Raw genomic sequence first — 21,964 nt, forward strand, 5'->3', positions numbered from 1 at the left:
GGGGCGTACAGCAGTACGGTGGACGACATGCGCCCCGACACGCCTGCCGCCCACACCACCGAAGCCGAGCGCCTGCTGCGCACCGCCGAGCGGTACCCCGGCGACCGGGAGCCGCTGCTCCTCCGCGCGGCGGCCCACCTGGAGCTGGCGGACGACCGCCCGGGCGCGACGGCCCTCTACGACGACCTCCTGTCCGGCGACCCGGCCGACCCGCATTTGATCCGCGCGCTCAAGGCGTCGAACCTGTGGGAGTACGGGCACGAGGCCGAGGCGCGGGCCATCATCGACGGCCTCCGCCGCGAGCGCCCGGCGGACGCGGCCCCGTGGGAGATCGCGGCGGAGACGCTGGAGAGCCACGACGAGCTGGAGGCGGCGGAGGCCACGCTGACCGAGGCGGCGGCCCACCTCCTGGTCCCCGGCGCGGAACTCCCCCACGCCATGGTCTCCCTCCTGGCCACCCGCCACCGCGTCCGCCGCATGCTGGCCCTGGACCACGACGACCGGGACACCCTGGCGGACCGCCTCCACGCCGGCACGATCCCCCTGGACGAACTCCACGACCCGAAGCGCCTCTGGTCCCTCGGCTCCTCCGACCCCACCGAACTCCAGGCCGAGATCGCCCGCCTCCGCGCCGAACTGGGCAGCTACCGCACGGCTCTCTCCCGCCCCTTCCCGGTGGCCGTCCTCCACTGGCCGGAAGCCGAGCTGACGGAACTCCTCACGGCCTACCCGGAGCTGGAGACGGAGTACCCCACCCACCGCGCCCACCTGACGGACATCGAGGCGTCCCTCCGCGAACTCGCGGCGGCCGGCGCCCACAACCTCGGCATCGTCCGCGCCACCGTCCCCTCCTACGAAGCCTTCGCCGCCTCGGAGTCCTCCTCCCCCGCGAACGCCGACCTCCTCCCCCAATACGCCACCACCCTCGCCGCCCGAGCCCGAGCCCTCCCGTGGCCCCCACTCCGCACCACCCCTTGCTGGTGCGACTCGGGCCGGCCTTACGGGGAGTGCCACGGGGCGGAGTAGGACCTCTCCATCGGGTCGAGCCCTGGGGCGGCACCTGCCGCGGCACGCGCGTGTCAGTCGATTCCCGACATCCGGAATCCCCGGATCATTGTCGGTGGCGTCCGTTAAGGTCGCATCGACCTGATGTAGCCCGTGCAGAACCCAAGGCCGACATGACGACTGAGTGGCAGTTCGAGGTACCCACGACCGGCAGCAAGCACTTGCCACCGGACGCGCGCTACATGGAGGCACTCAGCAGCCAGGGGTACGGATTCGAGGCTGCCGTCGCGGACCTGGTGGACAACTCGATCGATGCCGGCGCCAAGGACGTCGTCATCCATTTCCTTCGCGACGGGGACAGGCTCGTCAGCCTCCTCATCGTCGACGACGGAAAGGGCATGGACGAGGAGCAGCTGGACGTCGCGATGACCGTCGGCGGTCGCCGTGACTACGACGCCCAGGCGCTCGGCATGTTCGGCACCGGTCTGAAGTCCGCCTCCCTCAGCCACGCGGGGGCCGTCACGGTCGTCAGCAAGGTGCGCCGCACCCGGGCCGCGGCTCCCGTCGGTCGGCGTTGGACCATGGAACGGGCGGTGACCGGCCACCAGTGCGACATCGTCGCCCCGGACTACGCCCAGCAGCTCATCGACCGCTACTACGACTGCCCGATCGTCTGGCAGGGCACGATCGTCCGCTGGGACGCGGTCAAGGACTTCCCACACACCGGCGGCGGCGGTCAGACCGATCGGTACCTGCATCGCACCATCAACAAGCTGGGGCTCCACCTCGGTCTGCACCTGCACCGGTTCCTGGCCCGCGACGACTTCAACATCACCATCGCGGTGGAGGACGTCTCCACTGGCGTCGAGTACATGAACTTCGGTGTGCAGCCCCTCGATCCCTTCGCCTATCCGATCAGCGGACATCCGGACTACGCGCGCGACTTCGTCGCGGACATCCCCTCGATCGGGCCCGTCACGCTGACCGCCCACATATGGCCGCCGAAGTCCAACGTCGACGAGTTCAAGGCGGTGGGCACCGGCCTCGACCGCCAGGGCTTCTACTTCTACCGACACAACCGCCTCGTCCAGGCGGGCGGCTGGAACAACTTCAGGCAGCCCGAGCAGCACCTCGCCCTGGCCCGGGTCGCCGTCGACCTTCCGGACGACACGGCCGCCGCGAGGGTGTTCCGCCTGACGGTGAAGAAGGACGGTGTCGACACCTCTCCCGCGTTCGTCAGTGCCCTGGAATCCGCGACCGACGCCGACGGCCGGACCTTCACCCAGTACGTGGCGGATGCCGACACGACCTATAGGGATGCCCGCAAGCGCACCGGCACGACACGCAAGCCCGTGATCGCCGCGGGCAAGGGGTTCGAATCCTCCGTCCGCGAGGCCATCGAGGACGAACTTCCGATCATCCCGTTCGAGGAACCGATCTCCGTCCGGTGGCAGAAGATCGACAACAGCACCTTCTTCGAGATCGACCGCGAGAACCGGACCATCATCCTCAACCACCACTACCGAGGCGCCATCCTGGGCGGCCGACGCGGCGGCCTCAACGACGCCCCGACCCTCAAGTCGCTCATGTATCTGCTGCTCCACGGAGTCTTCGAGAAGGAGTACAGCGGCAGCAGGGAGAAGGACAACCTCCAGTTGTGGCAGTCCGTACTCGTGGCGGCCGCCCGCGCGGAGCTGAACCGGGTGGCCGAGGATGACTGACGCGGAGCCCGGCCCCGTCCTCGCCTGGTCGACGGTCGAGCACTACCTGGGAGAGGGGCTGGGTGCGAGCTACCGCCTCTCGCCCGCCGACGGCCATCCCGTCGTCTCGTACGAGGTAGGGCACGGCGGTGCGGACATCGCCCTCTTCGTCGAGCTGGAGAGGCACCAGCGGCCGCCTCGCTCCCCCCTCCCGGCCGTCGACATCGACCAGGTGGCCGTCGGCGGGGGACTGCGCATGGCCCGCATCCGGACCACGCAGACCGAGCTGATGCGCGACTTCCACGACCTGGCGCTCGCCGTCGCGGATCGGATCGTCACACAGAACCGTTCACTGGACCGCGCCTTTCACGAGACCGTCGACAACTGGAGCTCTCTCCTCGACCGCCCCGGGGCCATGAGCGTCGAACGGCGGATCGGGCTGCTGGGCGAGCTGGCGATACTGGCTCGACTCGCCGAGTCGTACGGCTGGGAATCCGCCGTCGACGCGTGGACCGGGCCGTACGGCGAGGAGCACGACTTCGCACTCGCGGACTTCGACATCGAGGTGAAGACGACCGCGACGGAACGTCGACGCCACGTCATCCACGGGCTGGGGCAGCTCCAACCCGCCCCCGGCCGGCCTCTTTGGTTCGCGTCACTGCGCTTCACCCGGGGCGGGGCGGGCGGCCGCACGCTCACCGAGTCGGTCGACGCGGTCCGCGAGATCGTCGCCGACCGGGCTCCAGGAACCCTGAGTCGACTGAACTCCGCTCTGGAGCGCTGCGGCTGGTCCCCGATGCGGGAGGACGACGAGCGGTGGACCCCCCGCGACGAGGCCCTCCTCCTCTCCGCCCATTCCGTCCCTCGCCTCACGCCCGGGATCCTGGCGGCCGCCTCCCTCGAACGGATCTCGGCCGTCCGCTACGAGACGGACGTGACAGGTCTCGCCCCCACTCCCGGAGCCCCCGTGGACTTCTCCGGCCTACGCCTTCCCTGACCATCGCGCCCCCACCACTCATCGTCCCGACCTCCGAGGAACAACCACCGATGCCCTTCTCCGACTCGGCCGCCGCCCTCCGACTCGACCTCCACGCCCAGGTCCTCGGAGACATGAGTTCCGGGAAGCCGAAGCGACTCGTACGAGCCCTCGAATACCAGGCCGAGGATCTCTCGGCGGAGGCCATGGACCTCGCCGCCGAAGCCGACTTCCTGTCCGTGCTGCGCGAGGCTCGGGCCACGGACCGGTTGGTGGAGATGTGGCGCAAGCAGCTCACCCGCTGGGACTACAACGAGAACGTCTCCTGGTCCGACCACGCCCCCCGCACGGATGCCCGCCGGGCCGACGTCTATGCCCTGCTCGGCATCGGAGCGGAGACCGGCAAGCTGCTCGACTCCCTCGTTCCCGTCTCCAAGGCTGCGGGCGCGGTCGTCATCAGCACCGAGCACAAGGCCTGGTACACGCCGCAGTCCCTCCAGGGCCGCCCGTGGTACTGGCCCGCGTACCGCAAGCTGCTGGCGGAGAAGGGATGGCCCGAGGACGTCGTTGCGGGACTCGACGAGGCGACCGACCGCGTCGTGGAACGGCTGGCCGACCCGACCGCGCCCGAGGCTTACCAGTCGAAGGGTCTCGTCGTCGGCTACGTGCAGTCCGGCAAGACCGCCAACTTCGCAGGTGTCATCGCCAAGGCGATCGACGCCGGCTACCGGCTGGTCATCGTCCTGGGTGGCACGCTGAACATGCTGCGGGCGCAAACCCAGCGGCGCCTGGACATGGAACTCGTGGGCCGCGAGAACATCATGCGCGGCGCGAGCGAATACGAGTCCGACTACGCCGACGACCCGGCCTGGAGCCAGGGCAGATTCGCCACCTTCGGCGCGATGCCCTCCGCTCTCGGCGCCTTCGACATCCACCGGATGACGACGCGCGACGTCGACTACCAGAGCCTCCACATGGGAATCGCTGCCCTGGAATCCGACAAGCAGGAGCCGGGCCTCCCGCTGTACGACCCGCGCAACCTCCACCGCGCAGCGGCCCGCCTGATGGTCGTGAAGAAGAACAAGCTGGTCCTGGGCAAGCTGGTCAAGGACCTCCAGAAGATCCAGACCCCGCTCTCCGAGATCCCGGTGCTCATCATCGACGACGAGTCCGACGAGGCATCGGTGAACACGTCGGACCTGGCCAAACCGAACACCGAGCGGACCGCGATCAACAAGAAGATCTCGGAACTGCTGCGGATGCTCCCGCGGGCGCAGTACGTCGGCTACACGGCGACACCCTTCGCCAACGTCTTCATCGACCCCAGCGACACCGAGGACATCTTCCCGAAGGACTTCATCATCTCTCTGCCCCGCCCGGACGGGTACATGGGAGCCCGTGACTTCCACGACCTCGACACCGATCCGACCGACGAGGAACGCACGTACGCGAACTCGAACGAGATGGCACACGTCCGCTCGATCGTCGTCGAGGACGACGAGGACGACACGTGCCTCGAACGCGCCATGGACATGTTCGTCCTCACGGCAGCGATGAAGCTCTACCGCGAGGACAAGGGCGGCCTGGGAGACCGCTACTTCCAGCACCACACGATGCTGATCCACGAGTCCGTCCGGCAGGACGACCACCGTCAGCTGCTCGGCCGCGTGACCGGGCTGTGGTGGAACGCCGGCTACCTTGGTGCCACGGGCCGCGAGCGGCTGCGCACGCTCTTCGAGAATGACGTCGCCCTGGTCTCCGCCGTACGCGCCGACGGCCAGGCCGTACCCGCCTCGTTCGAGGAGCTCGCCCCCTACATCGGTCCCGCCGCCATCCGGATCGGCGGCGACGACAAGCCGATCATCGTGGTCAACGGCGACAAGGACATCGAGACCGGCGAGGCCGACTTCGACAAGCGGTCCATCTGGAAGATCCTCATCGGCGGCCAGAAGCTGGCCCGTGGCTTCACCGTGGAGGGATTGACCGTCTCGTACTTCCGGCGCCGCGCCGGAAACGCGTCGACTCTCATGCAGATGGGTCGGTGGTTCGGATTCCGCAAGGGATACCGGGACCTCGTCCGCCTCTACCTGGGCCGCCAGGAGGCCATGGGGAAGAAGGAGATCGACCTTTACGAGGGCTTCGAGGCGATCTGCCGGGACGAGGAGGCATTCCGGGCCGAGCTGGCCCAGTACAGCGTGACCGTCGACGGCCGCCCCCAGGTCACTCCGGACAGGGTCCCGCCGCTCGTCTGGCAGCACATCCCGTGGCTCAAGCCCACCAGCCCGAGCAAGATGTACAACTCCCGGCTGGTCACGGTGCGCTCTCCCGGCGAGTGGCAGGAGCCCACCGCCTATCCGACGAAGGCGGCGGACCTGCGCCACAACACGAACCTGTGGACACCGATCCTGACCTCTCTGTCGGCCGAGCCGACGTCCCTCGCGTACCACTTCACGGAATCGGGGGTCACGCACCGCTTCGCCGCGCTCACCGGCAGTCTGGAACCGAGCAGGCTCCTGAGTCTCGTATCGGACGTGCGGTGGGGAGCTCCTTCCCAGTTCGCCCCGCACCTGGACTACCTGCGGGAGATCACGACGAGCGGTCCCGCCCAGGTGGACGACTGGCTCGTCCTCGCCCCGCAGCACGCCCAGCCGGCCCGGCGGATCCGGATCGGGGGCGAAGGACGCACCTACTCCTACTTCGCACGTGACCGACGGCGCGACCCGCTCTTCGGCGCCATCAGCGACCTCAAGCACCGTGGCGCGGCGCTTCGGATCGCGGGCGCCCTCGCCGATTCCGGCGATGCGGCCGTGGAGGAGTTCGTCTCGCCTCGGCGAGGTGTGATCGTCCTGTACCCGATCATCGAGTCGGCGCACCGGGCCGGCCTGACGGACGGCGACGCCGTCGATCCGAGCCGCATCGTGATGGCCTTCGGCTTCGTCGCCCCTGCGTCGGCACGCAGCGACGACGGACGGGTCCTGCGCTTCACGACCGTCGACTCGTCCAAGGAGGGCATCGCCATCATCGACACGGACTCCGGACCGGGCACCGCGTGAGGAACGGGCCGTCCACGAGCACCGAGCCCCGCCTGCGAAGCGTCGGCATCTGCGCCGGCGCCGGAGGGCTCGCACTGGGGTTGGAGCAGGCGGGCTTCGACCCCGTACTGCTCCTCGACAACAGAGCCGTCGCCTGTGAGACGCTCCGCGCGAACAGGCCGGCCTGGCACGTCCTCGATCTCGACCTGCGCGACTTCGACCCCGTCGAACACCAGCAGACCTACGACGTGGATCTGGTCGCGGCCGGGCTGCCCCGGGTCAAGGCCACCGCGTCCGTGCACCGCGGCGAGCGGGAGGACGAGCTGGAAGTACTCCAGGCCGCGATCATGCTCATGCACGGCATCCGCCCGCGCGCCCTGTTGATCGAGAACGTTCCCGACCTCGTCACCAAGCCCACGTACGGGCCCATCCGCGCATACATCACCGAGGAGCTCGTCCACCTCGGGTACGACATCCGATGGTTCGTGCTGAACGCGTCCGATTTCGGAGTGGCACAGGATCGGAAACAGGGGGTCGTCGTCGCCTTCAGGGACGGTCGACTCGACGCTTTCACCCCTCCTGCCCCCTCCGTCTCCCGTCCTCGCACGGTGGGCGAGGCCCTGGGCCCGTCGATGGGAGCCCGGGGCTGGCCCGGCGCGGCGCACTGGGCCGCGCAGGCGGACCGACCGGCCCCCACCCTGGTCGGGGGTTCCTGGAACCGCGGCGGACCCGACCTGGGCCCTACGGGCAGCAAGCGCGCCTGGGCGCGCATGGGGGTGGACGGCGGCACCGTGGCCGACGAGGTGCCGGGTCCTGACTTCGCCTGGGACCCTTCGCGCGGCCGTCCGGGGATGATGCCGCTCACCGTGCGCCAGGCGGCCACGCTCCAGGGCTTCCCGCCCGAGTGGGAATTCGCCGGCGGGAAGACCGTGCGGTACCGACAGGTGGGACACGCCACCCCGCCGCCGGTCGGGCGAGCCCTCGGCAGAGCGATCCGAGCGGCCCTGGAAACCTGACCTCCCCGGACGAAATCCGTCACCTTCGACCCATCGGGAACCACCGTCGAAGGCCTGGCCGCCCACACGGCGGCGCCCGGTAGTCTGGAGCGCTGCCGGGGTCGCCCCGTTCCCCGACAGACACACCACCCTCCTGGAGATCACGTGCCACGCCCCGAGATTGTCGACTTGTTCGCCGGACCGGGCGGACTCGACGTGGCGGCCCGGGATCTCGGCTACGAGGTGACGGGGATCGAGTACGACGACGACGCCTGCGCGACCCGCACCGAGGCCCGGCTCGCCACCTTGCAGGGCGACGTTCGCGACTTCGGCCCCCACAAGTTCCCGAACGCCACGGTGCTCGCCGGCGGCCCCCCGTGCCAGACCTTCACCGTGGCGGGCGGCGGCGCGGGCAGGCGCGCGCTGGACGAGGTCATCGGCTTCGTCAAGCGCATGGCACAGGGCGAGGACGTCCGCTCCAAGCTCGCCGTCCTCGACGACGAGCGCACCGGTCTCGTCCTGGAGCCGCTGCGCTGGGCCCTCGAAGCGCTCAAGGACGGCCGGCCGTACGAGGCCATCGTCCTCGAGCAGGTACCCGCCGTGCTCCCGGTCTGGAAGGAGTACCGGGAGGTCCTCCTCGCGAAGGGCTACTCGGTGCCCATGCCCCAGGTGCTGCACACGGAGCAGTACGGCGTCCCTCAGACCCGACGCCGCGCCATTCTCGTGGCTCGGCTCAACGCCGAAGCCAAGCTGCCGGACCCCACGCATCGCCTGTACCGCAAGGGCGTCCCCCGCGACCAGGGCAATCCGGCGCAGGAGCCGTGGGTGCCGATGTCCGCGGTGCTCGACCGATCCGACGCGTTCGAGGTGATCTCGAACTACGGGACCGGCGGCGATCCCAAGAGTCGCGGCCGACGTACCTCCGAGGAACCCGCCTTCACCGTCACCGGCAAGGTCTCCCGCAATCGGGTGGTCGGCGCGGACGGAACCGAGCTCCCCCGCTTCACCGAATCCGAGGCCGGGCTCCTGCAGACCTTCCCCGGCGGATACCCGTGGGCGGGACGGGCCGTGGCCCAGCAGATCGGCAACGCCATTCCCCCGCTGCTGGGCAAGGCGGTCCTGAACGCCGTCCTCGGCCCGGCGGACCGGTACGCGGCCGACAGCTGACGCCCCGGGTCAGACGGGGTCCGACGGCTTCGCGAGGCTGACACCCGGAACCCTGGGCGAGGGCACCGTGGCGTCGGCCTCGTGGTCGCCCTCGGTCGGCTTCCGCTTGCGCACGGGCGCCTCGGCCCGCAGCTTCTCGAAGAGGGGCAGCAGGGCGTCGACGGCGCCCGCCCGAACGTGCCCGTCGTGGGGCCCCTCGGGAAGCCGATCGAACTCCACGCCCTGGCGGACGCCGGCCTCGATCCAGTCGTGCAGTTCGTCGAGGTCCGGTTCGTCGTCCTCGGCCAGGACGTCGTACATCAGGGTGCTCCCGGCCGCGTTCACGGCCGCCGAGAAGGCGTTGACCCGGTCGCCGACTCGGGGAACACCGGAATCGAGCAGACCCTCGACGATCCGGATCACGGCCTGTGCGGTGGGTCGGTGGTCGATGACGTCCAGGCGCATCGTGGTGTTGAGAACGTCCTGGACACGACAGGCCGTGGCGACGGGACGGTAGTCGGGACCGTCGCGGAAGAGTTCGGCCGCCCACCAGAGGCGGGAGAACGCCTGGGTGTAGTGGATTCCGCTGAACCGAGCAGCCTGGGCGACGCCCCGCCCGTCCGCCGTGTCGGCGCCCCGGTGACGCCAGACGACGTAGTCGGGGGCGACGATCATGGCCAAATGGTTCCAGAGGCGCCTGTCGGCGGCCTCCGCCCGCGTCATGCGCAGGGTGGCGTGCAGGCGCGGAGCCAACCAGCCGTCGGCGGCGTACCTGTCGGCCGCGAACCGTCTCATGGCCTCGTCGAGGAGTTCCCGTACAGGTGCGGTGCGCCGGCGCTCGGCCGTCCTCGCGTCGAAGGCGACGCAGGCACGGGTCAGGGCGACCTGCGGTGGCGACTCGAGGCCCGACTGGATGCCTCGGCCGAGGTACTTGGTGACCGCCGCATCGGGCAGCAGGGCGAGCACGGAAGGCAGCTGCGCGGGGGCGAACGGGCTCATCGGGCATTGCTCCTGTCCGCGTCGACGGCGCGCACCGCGTCGGTCAGCTTCTTCGCGATCCGGCTGCGCTTGCCGGCCGCGTACTGGATGGTGGTCTGCAGCTCGGCCCAGCCGAACCCCTTCGTCCGCCGTTCCTGAATGTCGTAGAGGACGTCGGTGAGTTGTCGCCCGGGCATCACGTCGGGAAGCATGGCCCGGAGAACGGATTCCCGCCAGCCCGTCGGCATGACGGGGGTACCGTCCTCGTCCGTGTCGAGGTCGCTGACGGCCGTGTGGAACATGGCGGTCCAGGCGTCCTGGGCGATCTGCCCGGCGAGGACATCACGCAACAGCCGCTCGGCCGGACCGCCCCCGCTGCCGTGGAGCAGGTCGACGAACCCGTCGACCGCCCCGGTGTTGAGGTAGACGGTGGGGACCTCGCCCGTCGTCTCCACGATCCACGGGGAGTCCTTGTACGGGCGGAGCCAATCCTGTGGCCCGTCGCCGAAGTCCTCTTGGACGATCTCGATCTCACGCTGGCGTACGGGTGTGGCCCCCTTGAGGTCCACGTACCAGTCCTGCTCCGTCGTGCCGATCATCCGGCCCGGGACTCCGTCCACGGTGGCGACGACGGTCAGGCCGAGTGCGGCCCGCTCGAGATGGCGACTCCGGTGGAGGTCGATGGTGCCGTTCCACGTGCCGTCGGCCGCGCGCACGAGGCACGTGGTCGAGCGGGCGTTCGTGGTCTTCTCGGTCAGGGCGGCCAGGCAGACGGCGTCGGTCCAGGCCCCCTCGGAGAGCTCCGTCTCGGGGAGGGTGGCACGCAAGTGGAGCGTGCAGTACTCCCAGTTCTCCCGGCCTGCCCTGTGGAGTGCCACCGTCTTCTGGGGCTTGGAGACGTGTGAGTACGGGAGGGGCGACGTTCCGTCGACGGTGATCGACAGGACGTCGAGGTCGATGTCGCCGAAGAGGGTCGGGTACGGGTAGACGGACTTCATGCCGCTCCTCCGCGGGCCTTCTGGATGTCGACGACGAGCCGGGCAAGTGCGCTCTGGACCGGGTGCGTGGCGGGGTCGGTGACCCCGGTGAAGACGGCGGTGCGCGCACCGGGGGCGACGACGAGGAGACCGTTCTCCACCCGACAGTTGTCGGATGCGGTCAGCGTCGACCAGCCCACGGCGGGGCGACCGCCGGAGCGCACGTCGAACTTCGCCACGGGCGCCAGGATCCACGGGTCCTCGGCGTCGGGAAGCTTCAGTCCGACGGTGACGTTCCACGCGCCGTCCGGCTCGACCCGCGCCCGCACGCTGCGGACGACCGGGAAGCCCTGCGCCCGCCGTCCACCGCCCGCGCCGGTGGTGCCGACGTCGAACCTGAGCAGCTCACGGAGGGCGGCGGGGCCTTCCGAGCGCGTGCTCTCGCGTCGTCCGACCAGGCTTCGGACCGCCTTGTCGGTCTCGGCCCTGAACTCCTTGAGTCGGGTGAGGGCGCCGCGCTCGTAGAGGGAGGTGAGCTCCTCTGTGCGGTCCCATCGGTCGTGCTCGGGCGGCTCGGAGGCCCGGAGGAAGGCTTCTGCGAGTTCGACGTCCTCTCCTTCGCGACCGGTCGCGAAGCCGGCGAGCAGGACTGCCTGGAACGGCGCCGTGCCCAGGGGGAGCTCGCGTGGTCGCTGCTCGGTGATGGTCATTCGGTTGCCGCGCATGCAGACGACCCGGTTGTGCCGCTCGTCCTGGTCGGCCGCGCTGGTCAGCAGGAGGACGGCACGGTGTTCACGCCCCTTGTCCCGGGCACGACCGCGTCCCTTGAGCGGTGAAACGACGAGCGGGACCTCCGCGAGCGCGACCTGGTCGCCGGAGGTGAGCTCGGTGACCGTCGCGCCGTCGAGGTAGGACTGCAGGGCGCGCCCGAGTGCGGGGTGGAAGGCGTGGGGGTCGACGCGCTCCTCCGGGATGTCCACGTGCCCGTTGCGCAGGGTCGTGACGCTCGCCTCCATGAGCGCTCCGGCCATTCTGCCGCCGATCATGGTCGCCCAGAAGCCGTCGGCGAGTGCGCGGACGAGTTTGTCGTGCATCTCCTGGAGTGTCTCGGCGTCGCCCGAGGCGTCGTGGGCCCCGACGATGAGAAAGGACGTGCCGGGGTCGGGGTTCGAGCGCTCGAGGTGAAGTGCGCGGACCTCCTCGTCTCCGGCCCACCAGGACCGGGACACGCCTCGGTGAAGGGCTCCGGGCTCCGGTTCTCCGAGCCAGGCGGGGCCCGCGTACGCCTCGCCGTCCAGTTCGTGCCACGGCAGGTCGAGGCGTCCCACGACCCGGCGCTCGACACGTCCTTCGTGGGGTTCCGAGAGGGTGGAGTTGACGAGGACGAGGCCCAGGCGACTCGTGGCCCACAGGGTGGCCTTGCCCAGTCCGTACGAGCCGCCGGCCCGTCCGCCCGCCTGCTTGTGGCTGTCGAGCTGACGACGCACGACGGCGGCGTAGCGCCCGTCCCTGTACTCCGGACCGGTGAGGCCCGCCGCGTTGTAGTCCTCGACACGGAGAAGCAGCAGCGAACGGTGGCCGTCGAGGTCGTCGAGGGCGGCACGGAGACTGCGGGAGACCTTCTGGCCGCCCACCGCCGCCGCCTCGTAGTGGGGCCGCAGTTCGTCCCACCGCATGGCGGTGAGGAAGGCGTCGAGGTGCTCACCGGTGAGCTCGTGCAGGACGTAGCGGACGCGGACGGGCGCCGCGGGATCGTGGCGCTCGTCGAGCGAGTTCTGAGTGGCTTCCCGGGCGAGGACGGAGAGGTCTGCGTCGAAGGCGAAGGCCGCGGCGTTGCCGTACTCCCGCCCGCCGTCCGCGTGGGCGGGCCTGTGGTGCCACTGGCGAGGCAGCGCGGAGGCGATGTCGGTCGTGCGGTTCTGGACCGACGCGAGGTCTATGTCGAAGACCGCGGCGATGGCTCGCTTGGTCTCCTCGCGGGGCTCCGCCCGCCCCGTGATCCACGCGGAAACGGCGGCCCTCGTGAGCCCCAGTCGTGTCGCGAGGTCGACCTGTCGCATGTCCGCCCTGGCGAGCTGACGCTCCAGCCAGGTTCCGAACTCCTCGCCTTGCGTGTCCGTCACTCGCGTCCCCCCAGGGCTCACTCGGTGGTGATGCGGTACCCGGACCAAGGCGTCCTCGGCGACCGCACGGCGAACAAACTACCACCACGGATTTGACGCCATGCGATCTGTCAAATTTCTTTGGGCGAACCGCGGTTCAGGGGCTCCGGACCACGCGGGCGCGCCCGGGGTGGCGCGCCTCGACGATCGCCGCCACCCGCACGGCGGCCTCGATCGCGCTCTCGTGCTCCCATACCCGCACGGAGGCCCAGCCCGCCTCCTTCAGACGGGCATCGGTGTCGCGGTCCCGAGCCCGGTTCTTCTCGATCTTCTCCCGCCAGAAGGCCGAATTGCGCTTCGGCCACGTGGCGTGCTCAGGGCAGCCGTGCCAGAAGCAGCCGTCGACGAAGATAGCGACCTTGGCAGGACCGAACACGATGTCCGCTTCTCGTCGCACGCCCTTCAGCGGGCGGCGGTGGACCCGATAACGGAAGCCGGACGCGTGCAGGGCTCGGCGGAGTGCCATCTCCACGCCTGTGTCCCGGCTGCGCTGCCTGCTCATCCGGGATCTCGTGGACTCGGTCGTCTCGAGCACCCTCATATCCGCCATTGTGACGTGTACGCGAGGGTGGGGAGTCCCCATCTACCTGAGGAGGACCGTGGCCTAGGCTCGAGGAGACGACACCCCTTACATCGGAAGAAGGCCCCGTCATGCCCCCCATCCCCTCCCCCGCCATAGCCGCCGCCGGACTCGTCGGCGGATACGCCGTCGCGCGGTGGAGCGGGAAGCGGCCGCTCGGTGGGGTGGTGCTGGCGGTGGCCGGCGGGGTGGCCGCCCGGGAGTGGCAGCGGGTCGGTGGGGGGAAGGTGGCCGCGGGGCTGGCCGGGGCGTATGTGGCGGCGTTCGCCGGGTCGCATCCGCTGGCCAAGAAGGTCGGGGCCTGGCCCGCGGTGTTCTCCGTGGCCGGCGGGATGGCGGCCACCGCGTGGGCCGTCACCCGCGACAAGGGCTGAGCCCCACCCGCCCAAGAGCCAAGGGCTGAGCCCCACCCGCCTCCGGAGGCTGAGCCCCACCCGCCCAAGAGCTGAGCCCTACCCGCCTCCGGAGGCTGAGCCCCACCCGCCTCCGAAGGCTGAGCCCCACCCGCCCAAGGGCTGAGTCCTGCCCGCCCCCGAGGTGCCCCCGTCAGCCGCCCAGCGCGTGGCTGATCGTGTGAATCGCCAGGCCCGCGAGGGCGCCGACCACCGTGCCGTTGATGCGGATGAACTGGAGGTCGCGGCCGATGTTGGCCTCGATCTTCTTCGAGGTCTGGTCGGCGTCCCAGCCGGCGACCGTGTCCGTGATCAGGGAGGTGATCTCGGCGCGGTAGGTGGTGACCACGTACGTCACGGCCGACTCCAGCCAGCCGTCGACCTTCGCCTGGAGGCGGGGGTCGGAGGCGAGGCGCTTGCCGAGGGAGATCAGGGAGGCGCGGGCGCGGAGGCGGAGCTGGCTCTGGTCGTCCTCGGCCGCCGCGAGGATCAGGGCGCGGACCGAGGCCCAGGCGGAGGCGATGATGTCCTGGATCTCGGGGCGGGCCAGGAGGTCCGACTTGAGGCGTTCCACCCGGGCGCGGGTGTCCGTGTCGGACTGGAGGTCGGCCGCGTAGTCCGTGAGGAAGCGGTCGATGGCGCCCCGGGCCGGGTGGGTGGGCATGTCGCGCATCTCCGTGACGAACCGGAGCAGCTCCTTGTAGACGCGCTCGCCGACCTTGCGGTCCACGAAGCGGGGGGTCCAGCCGGGGGCGCCGCCCTGGACCGCGTCCATCACCGAGTCGCCGTGGGTGACGAGCCAGTCGTGGGCGCGGACGCAGACCAGGTCGACCGCCCGGTGGTGGGCGCCCTCCGTGACCATGCGGTCCAGGGTCTTGCCCAGGCCGGGGGCGATCTCGGCCTGGTCGGCGCGGCGGGTGATCGCCTCGCCGACCACGGCCTGGACGTCCGCGTCCCGCAGGACCGTCAGGGCGCCCCGCAGCGCGGTCGCCGCCTCGGCCGTCACCCGGTCCGCGTGCGCGGGCTCCGCCAGCCAGGCGCCGAGGCGCCGGGCCACGCCGAGGGCGCGCAGCCTGCCCCGTACGACGTCCGCGGAGAGGAAGTTCTCCCCGACGAAGGAGCCCAGCGAGGCGCCGAGCTGGTCCTTCTTCGTCGGGATGATCGCCGTGTGCGGGATCGGGAGCCCCAGCGGGTGCCGGAAGAGGGCCGTCACCGCGAACCAGTCCGCCAGCGCGCCGACCATGCCGGCCTCGGCCGCCGCGGCCACGTACCCCGCCCAGGCGCCCGCGCCCGCGTTCTCCGCCCAGGTCGCGAGGGCGTAGACCACCGCGACCAGTGCCAGCAGCCCCGTCGCCAGGGCCTTCATCCTGCGGACGCCTCTGCTCTTCTCCTCGTCCGCTGCCGTGTACGTGAAACTCACCATCCGCCAGACCTCCTCACATCAGGGACTCCCGGCGCTCCTCACGAGTTCCCCCGTACCGCCCTCCGTACATCTTCGCGATCACGGACTCGATGTCCGGCTCCCGCACCGACAGGTCCACGAGCGGGTACGCCTCCGCCACCGCGGCGACGAGCGGCGCGGCGGAGGCGGAGGCCGGAAAGGCGAGGTACTGGCGCGGCCCGTCGGCCCGTACGAAGCGGGCGCCGGGGACGTCGTCGATGGGCGGGAGTTCCCGCGCCAGGTCCACCACGAGCAGCCGTTCGCCGTCGCCGGCCTCGTGCAGGCCGGCGAGGTCGCCGTCGTACATCAGCCGCCCGTGGTCGATGACCATGACCCGGGAGCAGAGCTGTTCGATGTCGGTGAGGTCGTGGGTGGTGAGGAGGACGGTGGTGCCGCGCGTCGTGTTCAGTTCGCGGAGGAAGGCCCGGACCCGGGACTTCGAGACGACGTCGAGGCCGATCGTCGGCTCGTCCAGGTAGAGCACCTCCGGGTCGTGGAGGAGGGCGGCGGCGATGTCGCCGCGCATCCGCTGGCCGAGGGAGAGCTGGCGTACGGGCACGTCGAGGAGGTCGCCGAGGTCGAGGAGGTCCACGCAGCGGGCGAGGTTCTCCCGGTAGCGGTCGTCGGGGATCCGGTACATGCGGTGGACCAGCCGGTACGAGTCGCGCAGCGGCAGGTCCCACCAGAGGGTGGTGCGCTGGCCGAAGACGACGCCGATGCGGCGGGCCAGGCGGGTCCGCTCCCGCGCGGGGTCGATGCCGGCGACGCGGAGGCGGCCTCCGCTGGGGGTGAGGATGCCGGTGAGCATCTTGATGGTGGTGGACTTCCCGGCGCCGTTCGGGCCGATGTAGCCGACCATCTCGCCCCGGTCCACGGTGAAGGAGATGCCGTCGACGGCGCGGACCTCCCGCCGCTCCCGGCGCAGCAGGCCCGCGCGGCGGCGGACGGTGAAGGTCTTCTCCAGGCCGTCCAGTTCGATGAGGGGCACGGCCTCGGCGAGAGGCGTGGGCGTGGGTGTGGGTGTGGGTGACGTGGTGGACATGCGGGGTCAGCTTCCTGTCGATCGGTAGGAACGGATGCCCGCCCGCCACGCCAGGCCCGCGACGCCGCAGCAGGCGAGGGCGACGAGCGGGGCGGCGAAGGCCGTCCAGGACGGCACTCCCGCGGGGGCGGGGCGGCCGAGGACGTACAGGGCGGGCAGCCAGTTCACGAAGGCCAGCGGGATCACGAACACCACGCCCTTCACCAGGTCCTGGGCGAACACCGTCGGCGGGTACTGGAGCAGCGTGTTGCCGCCGTAGGTGAACGAGTTGGTGACCTCGGCCCCGTCCTGGAGCCAGAAGACCGCCGACGCGCCCAGCACCATCACCGCCATGAAGATCACCGCCCCGCAGGCCACCATCCCGGGCACCATCAGGACCTTCGGCCAGGACCACGCCACCTCGTCGCGGAGCAGCACCAGGCTCCACACCAGCACCATCAGCCCCTGGAGCACCCGGCCGAGCCGGCGCAGGGCGAACTGGTCCGCCGCGACCTGCGCGAGCAGCGGAGCCGGGCGCAGCAGGAACACGTCGAGCGAGCCGTCCCGGATCCGGCGCCCCAGCCGCTGGAGCGAGCCCAGCGTCAGGTCGGCGATCCCGAAGGCGGTGCCCGTGGTGCCGTACAGGAAGGCGACCTCGGCGAAGGAGAAGCCGCCGAGGCCCCGGACCTGTCCGAACATCAGGAGGATGACGACGAAGTCGAAGAAGGTGACGCAGAAGGAGGTCACGAGGGTCAGCGCGAAGGAGGCGCGGTAGGTCATGGTGGAGCGGATCCACATGGCGGCGACCATCCGGTACGTCCGCAGGGCGTCGCCCGCGCGGCGGCGGGGCGTCCGGTACGCGTCCTCCCGCCGGGCGTCGCCCGCGCGGCCGGGAGGCGCAACCCCCGGGGCGACGCGCGTGTCGGTCGGCAGTGACTCAGCCACCCTGCACCACCACCTTCCGGGTCGCCGCCGCCTGGGCCGCGCGGCCCGCCGCCAGCAGCAGGGCGAGCCAGCCGAGCTGGAAGCCGTACGCGCGGGCGAGGCCGGCTCCGTCGCTGTAGCGGCCGAGGTAGACGTCGGCCGGGACCTGGAGCAGCGCGGCCCAGGGCAGGGCCCGGGCGATCTCGCCGAGCGCGCCGGGGAAGACGTTCAGCGGGAGGAGCATCCCCGAGAAGAAGAGGCCGGACAGCCAGGCGACCTGGACCACGCCTTGGCCGTCGAGGAGCCAGAACGCGCTCATCGCGACCAGGTACCAGAGCGCGAAGGCGACGAGCGAGCCGAGGGCCACCGCGAGCAGGAAGGCGGCCCAGCCGGCCGGACCGTCCGGAAGGGTGAACCCGAAGGCGAGCGCGCCGATGACGAGGGGGCCGGCGCCGCGGCCGAGCAACTGGTAGGCGCAGCGGCCCGCGTTGGCCGCGCACCACCAACTCTGGAGGTCGGCGGGGCGGTAGAGGTCGACGGCGATGTCGCCGGTCCTGATGCGTTCGATGAGCTCCTCCTCGAAGCCGCCGCCCATGAGGCCGCAGACGGTGAGGAGGGCCTGCCCGATCCAGACGTAGGCGAGGGCGTCGGACATGGAGTAGCCACCGAGCTGGGGGCGTTCGGCCCACAGCGCGATGTAGGTGTACGAGAAGACGAAACCGAAGACCGTGTTGGTGAAGAGGCCCGCCAGCGTGGCCACCCGGTAGGTGGCGTACCGCCGGAAGCCGCCCGCGGCCACGGTCGCGTACAGCCGCAGCATGGTGCTTCCCTTCGAAGGGCATGCGGAAAACGGACGAAGCGCACGACCTTAGTGGTGTGGGACACACCAGGGCGACCGGATTTCCCGGCGTCCTTCCCGGCCACCGCCCCACCTGCCCCGGCCTCTTCCCTCGCCCCTCCCCGGCCTCTTCCCCCTGCCGTCCCCCGCCCCTCCCCGGCCTCTCCCCCCGCCCCTCCCCCGGCATCATCCCGGCTTTTTCTCGGCGGTCACCCACCACCTTCGGGAGTTTTGCCCGCTTTGTGTGCACTATGTGATGCCATGTCCCCTTCCGTGCGCTCCTCCTCCGCCGCACCACCTCCGGACCCGGGCTGGGAACCCAGGGACCCCACCCTCCCCACGCCCCCGCCCGCCGCCGGCGCCCGCCCCGGCGCCCGCCCCCGCGCCCGGACCAGGGCCTCGCTCCCCCGGCGGCTGCTGCGCGCCGCCGTCGGGACGCTCCTGCTCGGCGGAGCGCTGCTCGCCGGAGCCTTCGTCACCGGATACCTGCTGGTGTCCATCCCGGCCGCCAACGCCGCCGCGCTCGCCCAGTCCAACCTGTACCTCTACCGCGACGGCACCGTCCTCGCCCGGGACGGCGAGGTCAACCGCCAGAACGTCCGCCTCGACCGGATCCCGCTGCACGTCCGGCAGGCCGTCCTCGCCGCCGAGGACCGCGACTTCCACACCTCGCGCGCCGTCGACCCCAAGGCCATGGTCCGCGCCGGCTGGAACACCGTCACCGGCAAGGGCCGGCAGTCCGGCTCCACCATCACCCAGCAGTACGTCAAGAACTACTACCTGGGCCAGGAGCAGACCCTCACCCGCAAGGCCAAGGAGTTCTTCATCGCGATCAAGCTGGAGCGCGAGAAGACCAAGGACGAGATCCTCCAGGGCTACCTCAACACCAGCTACTTCGGCCGCAACGCCTACGGCGTCCAGGCCGCCGCGCACGCCTACTACGGCAAGGACGTCGAACGCCTCACCCCGGCCGAGGGCGCCTACCTCGCCGCCCTCCTCAAGGCCCCGAGCGCCTACGACGTCACCACCCACCCCGAGCACCGCCCCGCCGTCCTCGCCCGCTGGGCCTACGTCCTCGACGGCATGGTCGGCGAAGGCTGGCTCACCCCCGGCGAACGCGCCGCCCTCCGCTTCCCCGACCCCCAGACCGCCCGCCCCGCCACCGGCCTCTCCGGCCAGCGCGGCTACGTCGTCCAGGCCGTCGAGGAGTACCTGACCGGCCGCGGGATCGTCGACGAGAAGACCCTCGCGGGCGGCGGCTTCCGGATCGTCACGACCCTCGACCCCGACCGCCAGGCCGCGCTCGTCCGGGCCGTCGAGGACCGCGTCACCCACCGCCTCGACCCCGCCACGCACCCCACCGACCGGTACGTGCGCGCCGGCGCCGCCGCCGTCGAGCCGGCCACCGGCAGCGTCGTCGCCCTCTACGGCGGCGTCGACTACACCGAGCAGTACGTCAGCAACGCCACCCGCCGCGACTACCAGGTCGGCTCGACCTTCAAGCCCTTCGTCTTCACCGCCGCGGTCCAGAGCGGCGCCAGGACCCAGCACGGCGAGCCGATCACCCCGTACACGCTCTACGACGGCACCGACCGGCGCCCCGTCGAGGGCTGGCCCGGCGCCCCGTACGACCCCGCCAACGAGGACGGCGAGAGCTACGGCGAGATCGCCGTCGGCACCGCCACCGACCTCTCCGTCAACGCCGTCTACGCCCAGATGGCCGTCGACGTCGGCCCCTCGCACGTGCGCCGCACCGCCGTCGCCCTCGGCCTGCCCCCGACCACCCCCGACCTCACCGCCTCCCCCTCCATCGCCCTCGGCCCGGCCACCGCGAGCGTCCTCGACATGGCGCAGGCGTACGCGACGCTCGCCGCGCACGGCCGGCGCGGCGACCACACCCTGGTCGCCGCGCTCAGCCGCGACGGGGAGCCGCTGCCGCTGCCCTCGTCGGAGCCCCGGCAGGCGGTCGGGCGGGAGGCCGCCGACACCACCACCGCCGTGCTGCGGAGCGTCGTCGAGACCGGTACGGGCACGGCCGCGCTCGCCGCAGGCCGCCCGGCGGCCGGCAAGACCGGCACGGCCGAGGACGACAAGGCGGCCTGGTTCGCCGGCTACACCCCCGAACTCGCCACCGTCGTCGCCCTGATGGGCCAGGACCCGGAGACCGGCGCCCAGAAACCCCTCTACGGCGCCCTGGGCCTCCCCCGCGTCAACGGCGGCGGCCCGCCGGCCGAGATCTGGGCCCGCTTCACCCGCGAGGCCCTCGCGGACGCCCCCGTACGCGACTTCGACCTGCACCTGATGCCGGGCGCCGAACTCCCCGAGGTCCCCCCGCTCCCGGACGGACCGGAGGACGGCGGAGAGGACGGCAGGGACGGCAGGGACGGCCCCAGGGAGGACGACAGGGAAGGCGACAGGGAAGGCCCGGAGGACTGGTACGAGACGGGCGAGGCGGGCCCGGGCCCCGCGAAGCGCCCGGGTCCGGCGGCCCCCAAACGGCCCTAGCCCCCGAACGGACCTAGTGGCCCGAGGTGGCCTTCAGCCCCACCACCGCCACCAGCAGCAGCACGACGAAGAAGATCCGGGCGGCGGTCGCCGGCTCACCCAGCACCACCATGCCGACCACCGCCGCGCCGGCCGCGCCGATGCCGACCCAGACGCCGTAGGCGGTACCGATGGGGAGGGTCTTGGCGGCCTGCGAGAGCAGCAGCATCGAGGCGACGATCCCGGCACCGGTGAAGACGCTGGGCCACAGACGGGTGAAGCCCTCGGTGAACTTCATCCCGATCGACCAGCCGACTTCGAGCAGACCCGCGATGATCAGAAGAACCCAGGCCATGACGACACACCTCCGCGAGACGGAACAACAGGAGTGCGTCGTCTTTTCGCGTAACCCGGTACGGCGCGTCTCGTCGGGGCGGTTCCAGCCTAGCAAAGTACGGGCAAAGGCCCTGGTGACACCGGTCACCAGGGCCTTTCCACAGATCCAGACGGATACCGCCGCTACAGATACAGACCCGTCGAGTCCGTGCTCTGGAAGCGGTCCGCCGCCACCGCGTGCAGATCCCGCTCGCGCATCAGCACATAGGCGACGCCCCGCACCTCCACCTCGGCCCGGTCCTCGGGGTCGTAGAGCACCCGGTCCCCGATCTCGACGGTCCGGACGTTCTGCCCGACCGCGACGACCTCGGCCCAGGCCAGGCGCCGGCCGACCGCGGCGGTCGCCGGGATCAGGATCCCGCCGCCGGAGCGCCGCTCCCCCTCCGGGGTGTCGGTGCGGACCAGGACCCGGTCGTGGAGCATCCGGATGGGCAGCTTGTCGTGCGTGTTCTCGCTCACGGGACGAACCTACCGGCCGGGCTCAGCCCTTGTGCCGCCGGGAGGACGTCAGCAGCAGCCCGACGACCGCGACGGCCACCACGGCCACCGGGACCACGCGCTCCAGGCGCGGGGCGCCGTCCTCGTCGGTGAAACGCGCCTTCACGTCGGAGACGACCCGGTTGACGGCGACGAACGCCCGTCCGGCGGTCTCGTCGACGGTCGAGGCGACCCTGGCCTTGGCGTCTCCGATGATCGTCTTCGGATGCACCCGAATGCCGATCTCGTCGAGCGTGAGGGCGAGCTGGTCGCGCCGGCGGACGATGTCCGCCTCGATCTGCGCAGGGGTCCTGGCGTCCGACACCGCGCTGCCTCCGTAGTCGTATTCCGGTCGTTGGTGGACAGTCTGTCAGTTCCGCCGCCGGGAGGCGGCCCCCGACCCCCATTAGGCTCATCGCGTACGCGCATACCCCGAGGAG

Annotated in this window: 19 protein-coding genes and 1 riboswitch; of the genes, 8 read left to right on the forward strand and 11 right to left on the reverse strand. The window is 71.2% G+C overall.

Going from position 1 to position 21,964, the window contains the following annotated elements; genetic code table 11:
* Positions 1–27: 27 nt before the first annotated feature.
* From ACIGHB_RS26200 to ACIGHB_RS26225, 6 genes are all read left to right on the forward strand, one after another.
* Positions 28–1,026 carry an SEC-C metal-binding domain-containing protein gene (locus tag ACIGHB_RS26200; protein WP_399916305.1) on the forward strand — a complete coding sequence of 333 codons (999 nt, stop codon included), beginning with the start codon at positions 28–30 and terminating at the stop codon, positions 1,024–1,026.
* A 152-nt stretch (positions 1,027–1,178) separates the two neighbouring features.
* The gene (locus ACIGHB_RS26205; RefSeq protein WP_399916307.1) at positions 1,179–2,726 is read left to right on the forward strand and encodes an ATP-binding protein; all 1,548 of its coding nucleotides are present in this window, start codon (positions 1,179–1,181) and stop codon (positions 2,724–2,726) included.
* Positions 2,719–3,702, forward strand: a complete 984-nt coding sequence (locus tag ACIGHB_RS26210; RefSeq protein ID WP_399916309.1) for a PD-(D/E)XK motif protein — start codon at positions 2,719–2,721, stop codon at positions 3,700–3,702. The genes ACIGHB_RS26205 and ACIGHB_RS26210 overlap by 8 nt, the downstream gene beginning before the upstream one ends.
* Positions 3,703–3,752: 50 nt before the next feature.
* Positions 3,753–6,734 (forward strand): Z1 domain-containing protein, encoded by a 2,982-nt coding sequence (locus tag ACIGHB_RS26215; protein ID WP_399916311.1) that lies wholly within the window; start codon positions 3,753–3,755, stop codon positions 6,732–6,734.
* Positions 6,731–7,729, forward strand: a complete 999-nt coding sequence (locus tag ACIGHB_RS26220; protein ID WP_399916313.1) for a DNA cytosine methyltransferase — start codon at positions 6,731–6,733, stop codon at positions 7,727–7,729. The genes ACIGHB_RS26215 and ACIGHB_RS26220 overlap by 4 nt, the downstream gene beginning before the upstream one ends.
* A 168-nt stretch (positions 7,730–7,897) precedes the next feature.
* Positions 7,898–8,875, forward strand: coding sequence for a DNA cytosine methyltransferase (locus ACIGHB_RS26225; protein WP_399916315.1), 978 nt, complete (start codon positions 7,898–7,900; stop codon positions 8,873–8,875).
* A gap of 9 nt (positions 8,876–8,884) precedes the next feature.
* Here the strand turns inward: ACIGHB_RS26225 and ACIGHB_RS26230 are convergent, their stop codons facing one another.
* From ACIGHB_RS26230 to ACIGHB_RS26245, 4 genes are all read right to left on the reverse strand, one after another.
* The gene (locus ACIGHB_RS26230; protein WP_399916317.1) at positions 8,885–9,853 is read right to left on the reverse strand and encodes a DUF6339 family protein; all 969 of its coding nucleotides are present in this window, start codon (positions 9,851–9,853) and stop codon (positions 8,885–8,887) included.
* Positions 9,850–10,830, reverse strand: coding sequence for a hypothetical protein (locus ACIGHB_RS26235; RefSeq protein ID WP_399916319.1), 981 nt, complete (start codon positions 10,828–10,830; stop codon positions 9,850–9,852). The genes ACIGHB_RS26230 and ACIGHB_RS26235 overlap by 4 nt, the downstream gene beginning before the upstream one ends.
* Positions 10,827–12,869 (reverse strand): helix-turn-helix transcriptional regulator, encoded by a 2,043-nt coding sequence (locus tag ACIGHB_RS26240; RefSeq protein ID WP_399916455.1) that lies wholly within the window; start codon positions 12,867–12,869, stop codon positions 10,827–10,829. Before ACIGHB_RS26240 ends, ACIGHB_RS26235 begins: the two co-directional genes overlap by 4 nt.
* A 199-nt stretch (positions 12,870–13,068) precedes the next feature.
* Positions 13,069–13,554, reverse strand: coding sequence for a very short patch repair endonuclease (locus tag ACIGHB_RS26245; protein WP_399916321.1), 486 nt, complete (start codon positions 13,552–13,554; stop codon positions 13,069–13,071).
* 68 nt (positions 13,555–13,622) lie between these two features.
* Here ACIGHB_RS26245 and ACIGHB_RS26250 point away from each other — a divergent pair, with 68 nt between their 5' ends.
* On the forward strand, positions 13,623–13,925 hold the full coding sequence (locus tag ACIGHB_RS26250; RefSeq protein ID WP_360312105.1) for a hypothetical protein: 303 nt from the start codon (positions 13,623–13,625) through the stop codon (positions 13,923–13,925).
* A gap of 172 nt (positions 13,926–14,097) precedes the next feature.
* On the opposite strand, the gene ACIGHB_RS26255 is transcribed toward ACIGHB_RS26250, so the two are convergent.
* Genes ACIGHB_RS26255 through ACIGHB_RS26270 form a run of 4 tightly spaced genes read right to left on the reverse strand, consistent with a single transcriptional unit; the run spans position 14,098 to position 18,146 of the window.
* Positions 14,098–15,366, reverse strand: coding sequence for a DUF445 domain-containing protein (locus ACIGHB_RS26255; protein WP_360312103.1), 1,269 nt, complete (start codon positions 15,364–15,366; stop codon positions 14,098–14,100).
* Positions 15,367–15,379: 13 nt separating this feature from the next.
* Positions 15,380–16,426 carry an ATP-binding cassette domain-containing protein gene (locus tag ACIGHB_RS26260; protein WP_399916324.1) on the reverse strand — a complete coding sequence of 349 codons (1,047 nt, stop codon included), beginning with the start codon at positions 16,424–16,426 and terminating at the stop codon, positions 15,380–15,382.
* Between the two features lie 6 nt (positions 16,427–16,432).
* Complete coding sequence (locus ACIGHB_RS26265; RefSeq protein WP_399916326.1) at positions 16,433–17,350, reverse strand: ABC transporter permease; 918 nt, start codon at positions 17,348–17,350, stop codon at positions 16,433–16,435.
* Positions 17,343–18,146: an ABC transporter permease gene (locus tag ACIGHB_RS26270; RefSeq protein WP_399916457.1), complete on the reverse strand. Its 804-nt coding sequence runs from the start codon at positions 18,144–18,146 to the stop codon at positions 17,343–17,345. Before ACIGHB_RS26270 ends, ACIGHB_RS26265 begins: the two co-directional genes overlap by 8 nt.
* 282 nt (positions 18,147–18,428) lie before the next feature.
* On the opposite strand from ACIGHB_RS26270, the gene ACIGHB_RS26275 reads away from it, so the two are divergent.
* Positions 18,429–20,672, forward strand: a complete 2,244-nt coding sequence (locus tag ACIGHB_RS26275; RefSeq protein WP_399916328.1) for a transglycosylase domain-containing protein — start codon at positions 18,429–18,431, stop codon at positions 20,670–20,672.
* A gap of 13 nt (positions 20,673–20,685) precedes the next feature.
* Here ACIGHB_RS26275 and ACIGHB_RS26280 read toward each other — a convergent pair whose 3' ends face one another.
* From ACIGHB_RS26280 to ACIGHB_RS26290, 3 genes are all read right to left on the reverse strand, one after another.
* Positions 20,686–21,006 carry a multidrug efflux SMR transporter gene (locus ACIGHB_RS26280; RefSeq protein WP_360312097.1) on the reverse strand — a complete coding sequence of 107 codons (321 nt, stop codon included), beginning with the start codon at positions 21,004–21,006 and terminating at the stop codon, positions 20,686–20,688.
* A gap of 32 nt (positions 21,007–21,038) precedes the next feature.
* A riboswitch (guanidine-III (ykkC-III) riboswitch) is annotated at positions 21,039–21,101 on the reverse strand.
* A 69-nt stretch (positions 21,102–21,170) separates the two neighbouring features.
* On the reverse strand, positions 21,171–21,506 hold the full coding sequence (locus ACIGHB_RS26285; protein ID WP_360312095.1) for a co-chaperone GroES: 336 nt from the start codon (positions 21,504–21,506) through the stop codon (positions 21,171–21,173).
* A gap of 22 nt (positions 21,507–21,528) precedes the next feature.
* Entirely contained in the window at positions 21,529–21,849 is a 321-nt protein-coding gene (locus ACIGHB_RS26290; protein WP_360312093.1) for a DUF3618 domain-containing protein, read from the reverse strand.
* Between the last annotated feature and the right edge of the window lie 115 nt (positions 21,850–21,964).

The sequence above is a fragment of the Streptomyces sp. NPDC085460 genome, assembly GCF_044541975.1.
GTDB lineage: Bacteria > Actinomycetota > Actinomycetes > Streptomycetales > Streptomycetaceae > Streptomyces.

What these genes read in the sequence shown, in the direction of transcription:
- ACIGHB_RS26200 (WP_399916305.1), top strand. Translation starts at nt 28, where the DNA reads ATGCGCCCCGACACGCCTGCCGCCCACACCACCGAAGCCGAGCGCCTG.
- ACIGHB_RS26205 (WP_399916307.1), top strand. Translation starts at nt 1,179, where the DNA reads ATGACGACTGAGTGGCAGTTCGAGGTACCCACGACCGGCAGCAAGCAC.
- ACIGHB_RS26210 (WP_399916309.1), top strand. Translation starts at nt 2,719, where the DNA reads ATGACTGACGCGGAGCCCGGCCCCGTCCTCGCCTGGTCGACGGTCGAG.
- ACIGHB_RS26215 (WP_399916311.1), top strand. Translation starts at nt 3,753, where the DNA reads ATGCCCTTCTCCGACTCGGCCGCCGCCCTCCGACTCGACCTCCACGCC.
- ACIGHB_RS26230 (WP_399916317.1), bottom strand. Translation starts at nt 9,853, where the DNA reads ATGAGCCCGTTCGCCCCCGCGCAGCTGCCTTCCGTGCTCGCCCTGCTG.
- ACIGHB_RS26235 (WP_399916319.1), bottom strand. Translation starts at nt 10,830, where the DNA reads ATGAAGTCCGTCTACCCGTACCCGACCCTCTTCGGCGACATCGACCTC.
- ACIGHB_RS26240 (WP_399916455.1), bottom strand. Translation starts at nt 12,869, where the DNA reads ATGCGACAGGTCGACCTCGCGACACGACTGGGGCTCACGAGGGCCGCC.
- ACIGHB_RS26245 (WP_399916321.1), bottom strand. Translation starts at nt 13,554, where the DNA reads ATGGGGACTCCCCACCCTCGCGTACACGTCACAATGGCGGATATGAGG.
- ACIGHB_RS26250 (WP_360312105.1), top strand. Translation starts at nt 13,623, where the DNA reads ATGCCCCCCATCCCCTCCCCCGCCATAGCCGCCGCCGGACTCGTCGGC.
- ACIGHB_RS26255 (WP_360312103.1), bottom strand. Translation starts at nt 15,366, where the DNA reads ATGGTGAGTTTCACGTACACGGCAGCGGACGAGGAGAAGAGCAGAGGC.
- ACIGHB_RS26260 (WP_399916324.1), bottom strand. Translation starts at nt 16,426, where the DNA reads ATGTCCACCACGTCACCCACACCCACACCCACGCCCACGCCTCTCGCC.
- ACIGHB_RS26275 (WP_399916328.1), top strand. Translation starts at nt 18,429, where the DNA reads ATGTCCCCTTCCGTGCGCTCCTCCTCCGCCGCACCACCTCCGGACCCG.
- ACIGHB_RS26280 (WP_360312097.1), bottom strand. Translation starts at nt 21,006, where the DNA reads ATGGCCTGGGTTCTTCTGATCATCGCGGGTCTGCTCGAAGTCGGCTGG.